We start from the raw sequence: 14,922 nt of genomic DNA, 5'->3' as shown, positions 1-14,922 counted from the left end.
GGAAAGCTCCTGTTTCCTCTATTTCAAAATACGCGGAAGGAAACTCTCGCCCTTTGTTGTGAGAGGGGCATTGAAGAGGTCGGCGATACTTGCGCCGATCATGGCGAAGGTCGGATAGGTGCCGAGGTTGACGGGGGCAATCTGTGCGCCGTAGATGAGGAGCGGTATGTATTCACGCGTGTGATCCGTGCCTGCCGCACCAGGGTCGCAGCCATGGTCTGCCGTAATCATCAGCACATCGTCCTCACGCAGGGCGGGGAGGAAGTCCGTGAGCCAGTCGTCGAACTCCTGCATCGCGCGCGCATAGCCTGCTGTATCGCGGCGATGCCCGTAGACCATGTCACCGTCGACGAGGTTGATGAAGGCAAGCCCTGTGAAGTCCTCACGGAGAAGGGCGGAGGTCTTTGCCATGCCGTCGGCGTTGTTCTCATTTACGCCGAGTGAGCGTGTGAGACCGCGCCCGCCGAAGATATCGGAGATCTTGCCGACGCCGATCACGTCGTCACCGCATCGCTTTAATGCGTCGAGGACGGTGTCGCCTGTCGGATCGAGCGAGAAATCATGGCGGCGCGGTGTGCGCGTATAGTTCGGGTATGTCCCGACAAAAGGGCGCGCGATGACGCGCCCAACGCCATGTTTTCCCTGCATGACGGCACGCGCCTTTTTGCAGTAATCATAGAGCTGTTCTACGGAGACGTGATTCTCATGCGCTGCAATCTGAAGCACGCTGTCGGCAGAGGTGTAGACAATGAGAGCTCCTGTTTCCTCGTGCTCTTTTCCGTAGTCATGGATGACTGCCGTGCCGGAGTAGGGCTTGTTGCAGAGAATCTTTCGTCCGAATGCCGCTTCAAGGCGTTCGATCACCTCGGTCGGGAAGCCGTCGGGGTAGGTCGGCAGGGGCTCGCTGCTCACGATGCCCGCCATTTCCCAATGCCCGATGGTTGTGTCCTTGCCGCGTGAGAGCTCGCGCAGACGTGCGTGTGCACCGATGGGGGCGGCGATGGGCACGCCCGTCCCCACACCGTCGATGTTGTAGATGCCCAGCTGTGTGAGGTTTTTTGCCGGAAACGCACCGCTCTCTGTGACGGAGCGGAGCGTATTGCACGTAGCGGCATCGCCGAAGTCCGCTGCATCGGGGGCCGCACCGCAGCCAAAGCTGTCGAGGACGATGAGAAAAACGCGGTTGATCTTGTGTTCCATCATTTATGCTCCTTCCAATCCTGCGCGCTTGCGCGCGTGATATTCACGGTCGAGAATGCCGAGAATCACGAGATTCTCATAGGCACCGCGATAGAGAATCGTCTCGCGGATGAGCGCCTCGCGTATCATGCCCTCGCTTTCGTAGAGATGGAGGGCACGTGCATTGTAGTCCTTGCAGTCGAGCCACGCGCGATGTGCACCGCAGTCCTCGAATGCCCACGCCTTCAGCAGTTTCATCGCCTCATGCCCATAGCCGCAGCCCTTCTTTGCGATGATGACGTGCGTCCACTCCTGCTCTTTGGAAGGGAGAAGCAGTCCGCCGACGTGGAGGTAGCCGACACGCGCGCCGCCTTCGCGTTCTTCGACGATGATATCCAGGGCTGCCTTTGCCTGTGCGATGATCGTCGCGTGATCGTCGCGCGAGAACGGGACGATGTAGTCTCTGTTATCTGCCTCCTCCTGCAGTGCGCAGATGAAGTCAATGTCTGCCTCTGCGGCGCGGCGCAGGAGCAGTCGTGATCCGCATTTTAGTGTGTTGGGCATAATATCCTCCCATATCGTCTGAAACCTGTAGGAATCACTGATCAAATGAAGTCCGTCGGATTGGCGCAGATTTTTTCGTCCGACGAGGGGGGACCGGATGCAGAGAGATGCTCTGCGGAGGGGGGCCGCCGAAGTACGGGCAAAAAGATGCGCTAAGATGGCGGTGCCGAATGGATCAGTGCTTCCTGTCCTTTTATTTTACATGGAAGCGGAGGACAAATGCAAATCTTTCTTATGACACTTGTGCCATTGGGGCGTTGGACTGAATTTATCCGTGCGCTGAAGATTATAGATTGACGATGACGAGGGAAACACATATAATAAGAGAACTATAGAGAGAAGTGAAAGCGGGGGTGACTATGGGAGAGCAAAAGAAGCTGTCAGTACGCGATGTGCTGTGGCGGAAAAAACGTGCGCGCGACAAGACGCTCGATGTCGTGGGGGAACTGTGCGATGAGGCATGGGCGGCCGTGGATAAGATTGCCGCTGACCGTAGTGCGGCAGCGAAGGATGCTGCGAACGTGCGGGAGATTGGGCTTCGTCTGCGTGCGCTCGGCTACCTGATCGAAGGGGAGCACTACATTGACCGCATTGCGTTTGAGCTGCGCAGCAGAGAAGTTTACTTGACCGCAAACGAAGTTGCACAGGCGTATGTCTCTGAGATGGTTGTGTCCTTCCTCGACGGCATCCTCAGCTATGTGAAGCAGTGCAAGTGGGATGACAAAGAGCTGCAGGACAACTATGTGCCTTCCTTGGAACAGTCACTCGGAGAGATTCGGCAGGCCGTTCTTCCTGTGCCGGTACAGGAAGAACGCAAAGATACAGAGGATTGATCAACGAAGAATTTAGGGGGATTTCCTTACATGTTCGGTATGTCAATGGACATAGGAATTGATCTGGGGACGGCCAACGTGCTCGTCTATGTAAAACGAAGAGGGGTTGTTCTCAAAGAACCCTCAGTTGTGGCGGTGAACCGTGATACCAATCAGGTGCTCGCCATCGGCGAAGAGGCTCGGCAGATGATCGGGCGTACCCCTGGCAATATCGTTGCAATCCGTCCGCTGCGCGGCGGCGTGATTGCGGACTATGACATCACAGAGAGCATGCTGCGCTTTTTCATCGACAAGGTGGTTGGGCGCAGCATTGTCTTTCGCCCGCGCATCATGATCTGTATTCCCTCGGGGGTGACGATGGTGGAGCAGCGCGCCGTGCAGGAAGCCGCCGAGCAGGCGGGTGCACGCCATATCCAACTGATCGAGGAGCCGCTTGCGGCAGCGATGGGCGCAGGTCTTGACATCGTAGAGGCACAGGGATCGATGGTCATCGACATCGGCGGCGGGACAACGGACATCGCCGTCATCAGCCTGGGCGGTGTTGTCACAAGTGCGAGCATTCGCGTGGCGGGGGACAGCTTTGATGAAGATATTATTAACTATGTAAAACGCGAGTTCAACCTGCTCATCGGCGAGCGTTCGGCAGAGGAGATTAAGATCCGCGTCGGTGCAGCATATACAGCAGCCCGACGTGAGCAGATGGACATCCGGGGACGCGACCTCCTTTCGGGGCTGCCGAAAAATGTCACAATCTCCACGGCACAGGCATCTGCTGCGATTGAACCTTCAGTAATGCGCATTGTGGACTGTGTGAAAAAGGTGCTTGAGGATACTCCTCCTGAGCTGGCGGCAGACATTATGGACCGCGGCATTGTCCTCACAGGCGGCGGGGCACTCCTTTACGGCATGGCAGAGCTTCTCCAGCAGGAGACGGGGACACCGACCGTTGTTGCCGATGATCCCATGTCCTGTGTTGCTCTTGGCTGCGGCAAGGCGCTCGATATTTTCGATAAATTTGACGGCAAGGCAACGAATACGTCATTTGGGCGGAAGAAGTAAAAAAATGAGAAATAAATAAAGGAAAAATGAAGTTTACAGCGAAATCTATACAAGTGAATAAGTTTATTCGGGAAAAGAGGGACAGCTATGTGGAGAGGGCTCTATATCGCCGCATCCGGCATGATTACAGAGACGAAGCACACGGATATGATTGCGAACAACCTCGCCAATGCCGCGACAACAGGGTTCAAACGGGATGATATGGCGATCCGCGAGTTTGAGCCAATGCTGCTGCGCCGCATCAATGATCATTCGGCCGATACAGATGTGACGAGCTTCAAGGGATTTCGTCTCCGTTCGGGTGCACCGATCGTCGGCACGCTTGGACTGGGCTCCGCCGTGGACGAGATCGCGACGGATCATCTGCAGGGGGCACTCCAGGCAACGGGGAACACGTATGACTTCGGCATCTCGGGGCAGGGATACTTTGTCGTCGATACGCCGCAGGGACCGCGCTACACGCGCGACGGAAGCTTCTATCGTTCTTCGACCGGGCAGCTTCAGACCGTGCGCGGGCAGGCGGTGCTCTCCGCGCAGGGACAGCCGATCACAATTCCTGCGACGGCACACCATGTAACGGTTTCCAGCGATGGGCGCATCTACTCGGACGGAAGACAGATCGCACAGCTTGGTTTTGTCCAGTTTGACGAGCCGAAGGCGGTGATCAAGCAGGGAGATAATCTCTACCGTCCCCAGCAGGGAGCACAGCCGCAGCAGGCGACCGGCGTCATTGAGCAGGGGATGCTCGAGATGTCGAATACGAGCGTTGTCACAGAGATGGTCGAGCTCATCAACAACTACCGCGTCTATGAGGCGGGATCAAAGGCTGTTCAGACGCAGGACACACTGCTCGACAAGGCTGTCAACGATGTTGGACGCACGAGTTAAAAATACTTAAGGGATCACGGATCAAACAGTTTCTCAGATTGGCGCAGATTTTTTGCCCGATTGAGGCAGCGGACCGGACGCACAGCAAGGGCTGTGTGGAGGCTCTGCGAAGAAAAACGGGCGAAAAAAACAGGTCAAGACGATCGTGCTGAATGTATCAGCGCTTCCTTAAGAGTATAGTAAAAATATCCGATATTAAAGACGAGTGAATTTCTTGGAGGGGGACATCGACTATGATGCGAGCACTTTGGTCTGCCGCGTCCGGCATGAAGGCGCAGCAGTCCCAGATGGACGTCGTCGCGCACAACATTGCCAACGTCAATACCTATGGCGGCAAGAAGGTACGTGCGGAGTTCCAGGATCTTGTCTATCAGACGCTTCGTGAGGCCGGCGCCAGGAATGGTGCGGATTCGCAGTACCCAACGGCACTGCAGATCGGACTCGGTACGCGCCTCGCGGCGACCCAGCGCGTTTTTACGCAGGGCGCGCTCCAGACGACGGACAACCCGACCGATATCGGCATTCAGGGAGAGGGCTTCTTCCGCGTCACGATGCCGGACGGAACGACGGCATACACGCGTGACGGCACGTGGAAGCTCGACAGTGACCGCCGCATGGTTACGTCGGACGGCTACCTGCTCGCCGACGGCATTACCATCGGACAGAATGCACCGTTGGATTCTATTACGATCTCCGGCGACGGACGTGTTTCCTATCGTGAGGCAGGTCAGAACCAGCAGCAGGAAGCAGGACAGATCACCCTTGCCCGTTTTGTTAATCCCGCAGGGCTGACGGCTGTCGGCAAGAATCTCTTCGTCGTCTCCGACGCGTCTGGCGAGGCGATTGAGTCCAACCCCGGCGAAGACGGCGCGGGTACGCTGACACAGGGCACTCTTGAAATGAGCAACGTGCAGATCGTGGAGGAAATGGTCAACATGATCGTCTCCCAGCGTGCATACGAGTCCAACTCCAAGGCGATCACAACATCGGATTCGATGTTGGAGATCGCAAACCAACTGAAGCGTTGATTTGGAACAGAGTTTTTACAGCCATTCTATTCCTATGGAGTGGCTTATTCGCTTTTCTGTGGTCACATGATGCCCTTGCTGCTTCCTATGCAGAGGGGCAGGCCATTCGATTTCCCAATGTCATCTCTGCCGAGCAGCTGGCTGAACTTGCGGGACAGAAGATCGAAGCACAGCTTACGGCGCTTGGTGAGACCCGCCGCCATGAGGTGCATCTTCAGCGCAGACCGGGTACGATACGCCTGCCGGCGGGGGAGGTGACGGCGGTTGTCACCTTCCCGCGCGGGGTTCCCTACGGGAGAGAGTTTCCTGTCTTGTGTGCCGTTTATGTGGACGGCGTGCTCCAGCGCCGTGCGTCGTGCTACTATCAAGTGACGGTCTATGACCGTGTGCTCGTCGCGATGACGGATATTCGCATGGACGAGGCGATCACGCCTGCCAATGCGCACATCGAGGAGAGCTCTGTGGATACGTTGCCTGAGACGACGGTCACGGACTTCTCCCGCCTGGCAGGTCGTGTCGCGGGACGCTACATTCGCAAAGGGATGGTCATTGCCCCGCCGCTGCTTGCTATGCCGCGTGTGGTGAGTGCCGGCAGTCCCGTGGAATTGGTCGCCGAGAGCGGCGGCATTACGATTCGTGCGGAGGGCGTGGCACTCGAGGCAGGTCGTATCGGCTATGTGATTCGTGTGCGCAATGCCAGCTCGGGCAAGCTGATGCGCGGGCGTGTGATCGACGAGAAGACCGTACAGATTATTGCGTAAGCTGTATAGAAATGATTTCCATAAGGAGTTCATCATGCGTAAAGAAAAATGGCTTGCCGGAATGCTTGCCGCCGCATTCACGGCAGTGAGCCTTGCCCCCACTGCCGCGGCGGAATCCCTGTGGAAAAATACCAACGGATATGCGACGAAGGCAGTGTTCGCCGATCATCGGGCATCGGGTGTCGGGGACATCGTGACCATTGTCATCAGCGAGTCAACGACAACCTCTGCGACACGCAACAGCGCCAATGAGAAGAGCGGCTCGGTGAAACTCGGCGGCGGCATCGGCATTTTCGATTTTCTCCAGGCAGCATCGGCGAGCGGCTCGGACAAGTTTACTGCGAAGGGATCCGCCTCGGCAACGAACCGTGTGGCAGGCAATGTGACGGTCACGATTTCGGAGATTACCCCCAGCGGCAATTTCGTCCTCGAGGGGACGCAGTCGATATGGCAGAACCGCAATGAGCACAAGATTACCTTCCGCGGTATCTGCCGTCCTGAGGATATCTCTGCATCGAATACCGTACTTTCGACGCGCGTTGCAGATGCAACCGTGCGATTTGACGGCAAGGGGCCTCTCAATGCAAAGCAGCGTCAGGGCATCCTTACCCAGATTTTCAATATTCTCTTCTGACGGGAGGCGCTCTTATGAAGAAAACAACCGTCCTTCTGCTCCTCCTTGCACTTCTCATCGGTGCTCTGCCGGGCGTCGCCGCGGCAGATTCCGCCGTGACGCGGATCAAGGATATTTCCAAGGTGCAGGGCGTACGTTCCAACCAACTGATGGGCTATGGCCTCGTTGTCGGCCTTGAGGGGACGGGCGACGGATCAAGCTCCGGAGAGACGGTGCAGTCCATTGCCAACATGCTTGTCAGCTACGGCATCAATGTCAATGCGTCATCCATCAAGCTGAAGAACGTGGCTGCCGTTATGGTGACGGCGACGCTTCCTCCGTTCGTACGCGAGGGCGACAGCCTCGATGTGACGGTCTCCTCCATCGGTGATGCGAAGAGTCTGCGCGGCGGAACGCTCCTCCAGACACCGCTGCGTGCGGGCAACGGTGAGGTCTACGTCGTGGCACAGGGAGCGGTTTCCACAGGCGGCTTCTCCGCATCGAGTGGGGGCAGCAGTACAACGAAGGCATTTCCAACGGTCGGCGTTGCTGTGAATGCCGGCATTGTCGAACGTACGGTAGAGGATGATATTGGTACAGACGGACACATTGCTATCTCCATTGCAAAGTCGGACTTCACGACGGCATCACGAGTGGCGGGGGCAATCAATGCACAGTACGGGAATATTGCACAGGCGACGAATCCGGGACGTGTCGATGTCGCCATCCCCTCTTACTATCGAGGCAATGTTGTCGGCTTTGTCGCCTCGATCGAAGATCTGCCCGTGCGTCCTGACAACATCGCACGCGTTGTCGTCAACGAGCGTACCGGGACGATCATCATGGGCGGAGATGTCTCGGTGGATGCCTGTGCGATCACCCAGGGCGGTCTGACCATCCGTATTCAGGGAAATCCCGATGTCTCGCAGCCAGGGCCCTTCAGTTACGGGAATACCGTTGTGACGGACAGCCCGGACGTTAAGGCAACGGAGACGAAGGGCAATACGATTGTGCTTCCGGCGACGACAAATGTCAGCGATATTGTCGGCGCACTCAACACGGTCGGTGCGACGCCGCGTGATACCATTTCGATTTTGCAGGCGATGAAGGCGGCGGGAGCGCTGCACGCTGAGTTGGATATTGTATGACAGGGAGACAGAGATATGACTATACAGCCAATCGGGGATGGTTCACTGCTTGGCAATGCGGCGCAGGCATCTTATGATGCGGCGCGTATGAACGTTGAGGGGAAATCGTTCAAAGCAGCACTGGATGAGGTGCAGCGCAAGGCAGATACAGCACAGAGTCATACGGATCAGGCGGCTCCGACGGGACACGTCCCGAAAAACTCCATGACGGCAGACGATCTGCAGCAGAAGAAGCTGCGTGAGGCGTGCGAAGGCTTCGAGGCGATGTTTCTCAGCATGATGTATAAACAGATGCGTGCGACTGTACCCGAGGGAGGGCTCTTTGGGAAGAAGTCGAATGCGCTCAAGATCTTTGAGGATATGCGCGACACGGAGCTGATGAACGAAGCAGCGAAGAGCGGCGGCATTGGTCTTGCTGACATGATGATGAAGCAGCTGTCGCCGACCATCCGCAAGAGATGAGAGAGATAAAATAAAAGGGGAGCTGATGCAGCCTCCCCTTTTCTGTTGCGCCCATTAGAATGGATTTGGAGTAGCCTATGCAATTTTTTAAGAAAGTCTCTGTTCTCGCCGTCGCCGTTCTCGTGGCGCTGTCCACCTATGCGGCGGCAGCGGCATCCCTGACGGGGCTCCGCTCTTCGAGCACCGCAGCGCGTGACCGCATTGTCTTTGATCTCTCGGAGATGCCGCTCTATCAGGCACGGCCCTCCGATGACGGGCGTTCCCTCACCCTCGACTTTGCCGATGTGGATACGGCGCTCTTCAAGCGTATCGCTGTGCGGACATCCCGTATAGAGGCGATTTCCTACGAGCGGCATCATGGACACTTCTATGTGACCGTTGCACTGGCGAAGGGGATGGATTATTCCATCGGGAATCTGACGAACCCGTTCCGCATCTTCGTTGATGTTGCACCGAAGGGGGCAGCGGCTGCGCAGCGGCATGCGGGCGTGCCGCGTCCGTCCGTACTGCCTGCGGATACGGATGCGCCCGCCAAGGCACAGCTGCCCCGCTTGGAGGAGAAACAGCTCGCAGCGGGACTGACGCAGCGGGAGTATGTCTATGCGGATGAGGATGGGCCGGTGACGGCGTACTTTATCGAGGCGGATCCCGCACGTTATCGCGTGCGCCCCGCGCTTGCCCGCGGCATTATTCCGGGGCGGCAGACAGTGAGCGGCATCGCACAGGATACGAATGCGGCGGCGGCGATCAACGCCTCCTACTTTGCGCTGAGCGGAGAGCTCATCGGCATCACGAAGATCGACGGGACAGTCGTGAGCAGTACGTATTTTGACCGCAGTGCCTTCGGCGTGATGCCTGATAACTCCTTTGTGTTCGGTACGGTGTCCTATAACGGCACGGTGAAGCTCGACCGGACGAGCCTACCCGTCTCGGGCGTCAACGCCGAGCGCGGCGCGGACAACCTCATCATCTACAACCGCGCCTATGGGCGATCGACGGGGACGAATCCGTATGGGCTCGAATACGTCATCCGCAATGGGCGCGTAGCGGAGATCAATACGAATGACTCGCTGATTCCGCCCGATGGCTATGTCGTCTCGGTGCACGGCACGTTGATGGATGCGTTTGCCGCGGCGGGCGTGCGCGTGGGCGATCCCGCCGTGCTGACGGAGGATCTGGGTGAGCCGTGGAATCGCGCTGTGCAGGTGCTCGGTGCGGGGCCGCGCCTTGTCGAAAACGGCAGTGTCCATGTGACGGCGGGCGAGGAGCAGTTCCCGGGCGACATCCGATACGGACGTGCGCCGCGCACAGCAGTCGGCGTGACGCAGAAGGGGAACATCCTCTTTGCCGTCGTCGATGGACGGCAGTCGCACAGTCATGGGCTGACGCTGACGGAGTTCGCCGATCTGCTCGTGCAGTTCGGCGTGCGCGACGCGATCAATCTCGACGGCGGCGGCTCCTCGGAGATCTGCGCGGACGGCGATGTGCTGAACTCCCCCTCGGATGGGTCGGAGCGCGCCGTGGGGAGTGCGCTGATATTGCAGAAGAAGTAAATTGCAGAAAAGGAGACTGCATACTCCGCGCAAACACCTCGTTTGCTTAGGAGTATTGCGGGCTCTCTATATTTCAACAACAAACAGAGGCTATTGTACAAGGTGTTCCGTCTTGTACAATAGCCTCTTATCTTCCCAATACGGCGTTTAGTTCGTCACGTAGAGTGCCTTATATGGATTGCTGCTGCTCGGGACGATCTTGGTGAAGCCCTCCTCCATGACCACGTTCTTGTCATAGCTGAAGATCGTGCAGAACTCTGTCAGCCGCTCGTCGATTGTGGCAATATCCTCCGCGTCTGCGCGCGACACCTCGACGGTCTGTGGAAAGCGGATCGCATCGCAGCTGCCGCGCAGGTACATCGTCCCGCCGTGCATCCCCGTGCAGGGAAAATTGCTGACGATGGGGTTCTGCTGCGCCGTCAGACCAAGGACGATGATCGTGCCGCCCGCCTGATACTCACTGAGGAAGCTGCCGCATGTGCCGCCGATGATGATGGTCGGTGACTTGTCCTCATACGCTTTGATGTGGATGCCTGCACGATAGCCTGCATTGCCTTTCACATAGATCTTTCCGCCGCGCATGGCGTAGCCTGCCGCGTCGCCGATGCTGCCGTGAACGATGATCGTGCCGTTGTTCATCGTGTCGCCGACGGCATCCTGCGCATTGCCGTGCACGACGATCTTGCCGCCGTTCAGGTAGGCACCCAGCGCGTTGCCGGGCACGCCCGTGATCGAGAGGGAGACGGGTGCCATGCCTGCCGCGATGAACCGTTGTCCGCAGCAGTTCGTCAGCTGAATCGGAGCCTTGATGCCGCGCAGGCGGTCGTTGAGTGCCTTGTGATCCAGATGATCTGAATCAATAGAAATCATATCGTTCTCCCTCCGCTCATTCGCCTGCGTGCGCAACGCCGAGAATCTCCAGTTCCTTCTCCGTGAAACCGATGCCGCGCAGCATGAGACGGTTGCCGCGCAGCGCCTCGATGGAATTGATGCCCATGCCGCCGAGCATCTCCTTGATCTCGTGCCGCCATGTGGTCATGAGGTTCACGAGACGCTGACTGCCTTCGTCGGGATTGAGTCGCTTGACGAGCGCAGGATCCTGCGTAGCGATGCCCCAGTTGCAGCGGCCGATCTGGCAGCTGCGGCAGAGGTGACAGCCGAGCGCCGTGAGTGCCGCCGTGGCGACATAGCAGGCGTCAGCGCCGAGTGCAATCGCCTTGATAACATCGGCCGCTGAGCGGATGCTTCCGCCGACGACGAGGGAGACATCGTTGCGGATGCCCTCCTCGCGCAGACGCTTGTCGCACGCCGCGAGGGCAAGCTCGATGGGGATTCCAACATTGTCGCGGATGCGTGTCGGTGCAGCCCCCCGTGCCGCCGCGGAAACCGTCGATGGCAATGATGTCCGCACCGCTGCGCGCGATGCCGCTCGTGATGGCGGCGATGTTGTGCACCGCCGCGACTTTGACGATGATCGGCACGGTGTAGTTGGTTGCCTCCTTCAGGGAGCAGAGTACATTTATAGCCGTACATTTCGATGAAGCGGCGATTGGCGTCGTAGGATGAGATCTCACCGTTGTGTACAATGGTGCGGGCGAGGAGTCCGAACGGATGCGCGCCGCCCCACCAGCCCGGCGTATTGGTCGGATATCTGCCGTGCGCCGTCCAGGAGTATGCCTTGTATTCTTCGAGACGGTAGAATGTGCCGACATCCTCGGGAAAACCAACGGCCTTGAAGATGCCCATGTTCTTTCCGCAGGAAAAGACGTAGCAGCCCGAGAGCTCTGCATTGAGCTTCGTGACCGTGCGCACCATGTATTCCTCCTCATCCTGCTGTGCGGCGGCGAGTACCGAGCGCAGAGGGGAGACGAAGTACCGCCAGATCAGCGGCTCGTCCGTAATGGCAGGAATCCTGCGCGTGGGGATGCGCTCGGCGCGTACGACCTCAAAGCGTTCACGCAAAATCCCCTCGCAGACGCTGCGGCGATCCTTGTTGTCAAAGAAGATGTGCAGGGCGTACTGATCCCGATGCTCCGGATAGATGCCGTATGCCGCGAACCCGCCGCCGAGCCCGTTGGAGCGGTCATGCATCGTCGCGATTCCGCGGATGATCACATCGCCCGCGATCATGCGCCCCTCCTTGGAGATGAGTGCGGCAATCGCACAGCCTGCGGGGATCCTGACCGATCCTTCCCGTTCCATATCCAACAACCCTTTCTGAAAACGATTCCTATTGTATAGGAGAAATGTCCTGCACTGTGATGGACGTGGGGCATAGACTATCATAGATGAAGTGAGAAGTCGATTTGCACACCTGTATACATGCGGAGGTGACGATTCTGTGACAAAAGTTATGGACAAATCCTCGTCCTTGTGTGTACGATGTCATTTCACAGCATTTCCATGAATCAGGCATGACACTTGCGCAACAGGGAAAAAGCGAGTAGAATCGGTACGCATGGAAACGTATGGAAAGAGGGATAGCATGACACCGAATATGAACTACAGCAGGCTGAAGGACTCCTACCTGTTCTACAACATCGCGCAGAAGACCAAGACGTATCTCGCCGAACATCCCGGCACGCATCTCTACCGCATGGGCATCGGCGATGTGTCCCTGCCGCTCTGCCGCACGGTTATCGACGCGCTGCATCACGCCGTGAATGATCAGGCGGTGCAGGAGAGCTTTCACGGCTATATGCCCGAATGCGGCGCACCGGAGCTGCGCACGACGATTGCGGCGTACTATGCGCGGCGCGGTGTGCAGCTTGCTCCCGAGGATGTGTTCGTTTCGAGCGGTGCAAGCGATGAGCTGGGCGACATCCTCGACATCCTCGGCAGAGATCAGCGCGTTCTCATCATGGAGCCCGCGTATCCTGCCTACGTCGATGCGAACATCATTGCAGGAAATGAGATCATCCATGCCGCATCGAGCCGCGAGGACGGCTTTTTGGCACTGCCCGATCCGTCCGTGCATGCCGACATCATCTACATCTGCTCGCCGAACAATCCGACGGGTGCAGTCTTCTCGCGCGCACATCTGAGGGCATGGGTGGATTACGCAAACAAAACCGATGCGATCATCCTCTTTGATGCCGCCTATGAGGCGTTCATCGAGGATGCGGAGATCCCGCACAGCATCTTTGAGATCGAGGGAGCAAAGACCTGCGCCATTGAGATCTGCTCGCTCTCCAAGACGGCAGGATTTACGGGGACACGCTTCGGCTACACCGTCATCCCGCAGGAACTCATGCGAGGCGGGCTCGCACTGAATGCAATGTGGGTGCGCAACCGCACGACCAAGACGAACGGTGTCTCCTACATCCTTCAGAAGGGCGCGGCGGCGGTCTTTACGGAGGAAGGACAGAACGAGATCCACGAGAACATCCGCGTGTACAAGAAGAATGCGGCGCATCTGATGGCGGCGCTTGATACGCTCGGGATATGGTACTGCGGCGGCAAGAATGCGCCCTACATTTGGATGCAGTGCCCGAAGAATATGGGGAGCTGGGCGTTCTTTGACTATCTTCTCCACGAGATACAAGTGATCGGCACGCCGGGTGAAGGCTTCGGGAGCGCGGGTGAGGGCTACTTCCGCTTCTCGACCTTCGGCTCACCTGAGGATACCGAGGAGGCGGCGCGTCGCTTGGTCGCTCTGCTGGGGAAGTAAAGAAACAAGGATGAGCTTTTCATCACCATCCAAAGGCGCAGGCCTCTGCGTCTTTTTTCATGGCAGAAATAATTTTGACGCTATAGATGCAATATGTTAAAATATGAGGAGATTTGTCTGTGTCACAATGGATGGAAAGCGACGCTCTGCAGGGCGTCGAATGTAGGTGGTAGAACGTTGAGAAGCGACATGTTTGATGTCATACAGGAGGATCTCGAAGCATTCGAACCGAGACTCGAGAAGGCGATTGTCTCCGAGACAGCACTCATCACAGATATAGGCATGCACCTTGTCTCCTCAGGGGGAAAGCGCCTGCGTCCTGCCCTTTTCCTGCTCGCGGCACGCGGCGGCGCGTCATTTGATCGGGCACGCGCGATGCCCGTGGCCGTGGCACTTGAGCTGATTCACACGGCGTCCCTTGTGCATGACGATGTGATCGATGAGGCGGATACGCGGCGCGGCGCTGAGACAACAAATGCGAAGTGGGGCAATCAGGTTGCCATACTGAGCGGAGACTATATCTTTGCCCGTGCATTTAAACTTGTGGCAGAGGAAGGCTATGACTCGTCCGTCTACGTCAAGTTGGCGCATCTGGTCTGCACACTGAGTGAGGGCGAGATCCTGCAGGATCATACGGTCTACCAGATTCCGACGAGTGAACATGCCTACTATGAACGCATCCGCAAGAAGACAGCGGACTTCCTTGAGATTTGCTGTGAGCTTGGCGGCTTCATCGGCGGGATGAGCCCTGCCGATACGGCGCAGATGGCAGAGTATGGTCATGCGATCGGCATGGCGTTCCAGATCACGGACGATCTGCTCGACTTTCGCCGCAGTTCCGAGGACATCGGAAAGCCCGCGGGGCATGATCTCGCGCAGGGCTATGTGACACTGCCCGTCATCCGTGCTCTTGCAGTGCTTGAAAAAGCAGAGCGCACAGAGCTTGCCACACTGATTACGAATCCCAAAATGACCGAGAGTGAGGCCGCACGTGCGCTTGCACTCGTGCGCGGAACGGACGGTTTGGATTATGCACAGAAGCGCGCAGATGCCTATTTGGAGCACGCAAAGAATGCACTTCCTGCGGGACTTGATGCGCGTATTCGCGAGACTTGTCTCATGGCGGCGGACTTCATCGGTCGGAGAGAGTTTTAGACATCGCTG

Annotated in this window: 16 protein-coding genes and 2 pseudogenes; 12 read left to right on the top strand and 6 right to left on the bottom strand. The window is 57.6% G+C overall.

Translation table 11 applies throughout. The annotated features are described in order from the left end of the window. Positions 1 to 18 precede the first annotated feature (18 nt). Together HMPREF0908_RS04490 and HMPREF0908_RS04485 are read right to left on the bottom strand one after the other, a co-directional pair. Positions 19 to 1,203: a phosphopentomutase gene (locus HMPREF0908_RS04490; protein ID WP_006690256.1), complete on the bottom strand. Its 1,185-nt coding sequence runs from the start codon at positions 1,201 to 1,203 to the stop codon at positions 19 to 21. Further along, positions 1,204 to 1,743 (bottom strand): GNAT family N-acetyltransferase, encoded by a 540-nt coding sequence (locus HMPREF0908_RS04485; protein WP_006690255.1) that lies wholly within the window; start codon positions 1,741 to 1,743, stop codon positions 1,204 to 1,206. A 359-nt stretch (positions 1,744 to 2,102) separates the two neighbouring features. On the opposite strand from HMPREF0908_RS04485, the gene HMPREF0908_RS04480 reads away from it, so the two are divergent. The 9 genes from HMPREF0908_RS04480 (at position 2,103) to HMPREF0908_RS04440 (ending at position 10,088) form a co-directional block, all read left to right on the top strand. Then, positions 2,103 to 2,576, top strand: coding sequence for a hypothetical protein (locus HMPREF0908_RS04480; protein WP_006690254.1), 474 nt, complete (start codon positions 2,103 to 2,105; stop codon positions 2,574 to 2,576). A 30-nt stretch (positions 2,577 to 2,606) separates the two neighbouring features. Further along, positions 2,607 to 3,635 (top strand): rod shape-determining protein, encoded by a 1,029-nt coding sequence (mreB, locus tag HMPREF0908_RS04475; RefSeq protein ID WP_006690253.1) that lies wholly within the window; start codon positions 2,607 to 2,609, stop codon positions 3,633 to 3,635. Positions 3,636 to 3,722: 87 nt separating this feature from the next. Then, positions 3,723 to 4,523: a flagellar basal-body rod protein FlgF gene (gene flgF, locus HMPREF0908_RS04470; protein ID WP_006690252.1), complete on the top strand. Its 801-nt coding sequence runs from the start codon at positions 3,723 to 3,725 to the stop codon at positions 4,521 to 4,523. A gap of 233 nt (positions 4,524 to 4,756) precedes the next feature. After that, a complete protein-coding gene (gene flgG, locus HMPREF0908_RS04465; protein ID WP_006690251.1) occupies positions 4,757 to 5,551 on the top strand; it encodes a flagellar basal-body rod protein FlgG in 795 nt (264 codons plus the stop codon). Then, positions 5,548 to 6,312: a flagellar basal body P-ring formation chaperone FlgA gene (flgA, locus tag HMPREF0908_RS04460; RefSeq protein WP_006690250.1), complete on the top strand. Its 765-nt coding sequence runs from the start codon at positions 5,548 to 5,550 to the stop codon at positions 6,310 to 6,312. Before flgG ends, flgA begins: the two co-directional genes overlap by 4 nt. Positions 6,313 to 6,346: 34 nt before the next feature. Then, positions 6,347 to 6,946: a flagellar basal body L-ring protein FlgH gene (locus HMPREF0908_RS04455; RefSeq protein ID WP_040572416.1), complete on the top strand. Its 600-nt coding sequence runs from the start codon at positions 6,347 to 6,349 to the stop codon at positions 6,944 to 6,946. A gap of 14 nt (positions 6,947 to 6,960) precedes the next feature. Then, on the top strand, positions 6,961 to 8,073 hold the full coding sequence (locus HMPREF0908_RS04450; protein ID WP_006690248.1) for a flagellar basal body P-ring protein FlgI: 1,113 nt from the start codon (positions 6,961 to 6,963) through the stop codon (positions 8,071 to 8,073). A 15-nt stretch (positions 8,074 to 8,088) separates the two neighbouring features. Beyond that, on the top strand, positions 8,089 to 8,535 hold the full coding sequence (locus HMPREF0908_RS04445) for a rod-binding protein (protein ID WP_006690247.1): 447 nt from the start codon (positions 8,089 to 8,091) through the stop codon (positions 8,533 to 8,535). 77 nt (positions 8,536 to 8,612) lie between these two features. Next, positions 8,613 to 10,088 carry a phosphodiester glycosidase family protein gene (locus HMPREF0908_RS04440; RefSeq protein WP_006690246.1) on the top strand — a complete coding sequence of 492 codons (1,476 nt, stop codon included), beginning with the start codon at positions 8,613 to 8,615 and terminating at the stop codon, positions 10,086 to 10,088. Positions 10,089 to 10,235: 147 nt separating this feature from the next. Here HMPREF0908_RS04440 and HMPREF0908_RS04435 read toward each other — a convergent pair whose 3' ends face one another. The 4 genes and pseudogenes from HMPREF0908_RS04435 to HMPREF0908_RS11225 all read right to left on the bottom strand — a co-directional run. Beyond that, positions 10,236 to 10,958, bottom strand: coding sequence for a GltB/FmdC/FwdC-like GXGXG domain-containing protein (locus HMPREF0908_RS04435; protein ID WP_040572523.1), 723 nt, complete (start codon positions 10,956 to 10,958; stop codon positions 10,236 to 10,238). Positions 10,959 to 10,974: 16 nt separating this feature from the next. Continuing rightward, complete coding sequence (locus tag HMPREF0908_RS11380) at positions 10,975 to 11,499, bottom strand: glutamate synthase-related protein (RefSeq protein WP_281042010.1); 525 nt, start codon at positions 11,497 to 11,499, stop codon at positions 10,975 to 10,977. A 19-nt stretch (positions 11,500 to 11,518) separates the two neighbouring features. After that, positions 11,519 to 11,800: pseudogene (locus tag HMPREF0908_RS11420) on the bottom strand (hypothetical protein); the annotation flags it as partial. Further along, positions 11,682 to 12,179: pseudogene (locus tag HMPREF0908_RS11225) on the bottom strand (hypothetical protein); the annotation flags it as partial. The pseudogenes HMPREF0908_RS11420 and HMPREF0908_RS11225, both read right to left, overlap by 119 nt. Between HMPREF0908_RS11225 and HMPREF0908_RS11415 the strand changes: the two are divergent. The 3 genes from HMPREF0908_RS11415 (at position 12,130) to HMPREF0908_RS04415 (ending at position 14,913) form a co-directional block, all read left to right on the top strand. Further along, complete coding sequence (locus HMPREF0908_RS11415) at positions 12,130 to 12,309, top strand: hypothetical protein (protein WP_245522904.1); 180 nt, start codon at positions 12,130 to 12,132, stop codon at positions 12,307 to 12,309. The pseudogene HMPREF0908_RS11225 and the gene HMPREF0908_RS11415 overlap by 50 nt on opposite strands. 276 nt (positions 12,310 to 12,585) lie before the next feature. Further along, the gene (locus HMPREF0908_RS04420; RefSeq protein ID WP_245522903.1) at positions 12,586 to 13,758 is read left to right on the top strand and encodes an LL-diaminopimelate aminotransferase; all 1,173 of its coding nucleotides are present in this window, start codon (positions 12,586 to 12,588) and stop codon (positions 13,756 to 13,758) included. Positions 13,759 to 13,947: 189 nt separating this feature from the next. After that, on the top strand, positions 13,948 to 14,913 hold the full coding sequence (locus HMPREF0908_RS04415) for a polyprenyl synthetase family protein (RefSeq protein WP_006690242.1): 966 nt from the start codon (positions 13,948 to 13,950) through the stop codon (positions 14,911 to 14,913). Positions 14,914 to 14,922: the final 9 nt, after the last annotated feature.

The sequence above is a fragment of the Centipeda flueggei ATCC 43531 genome, from assembly GCF_000160695.1.
In the GTDB taxonomy this organism is placed as follows: domain Bacteria; phylum Bacillota; class Negativicutes; order Selenomonadales; family Selenomonadaceae; genus Centipeda; species Centipeda flueggei.
Note: the sequence above shows the minus strand (reverse complement) of the source record. Positions and strands in the feature narration are given on the sequence as shown.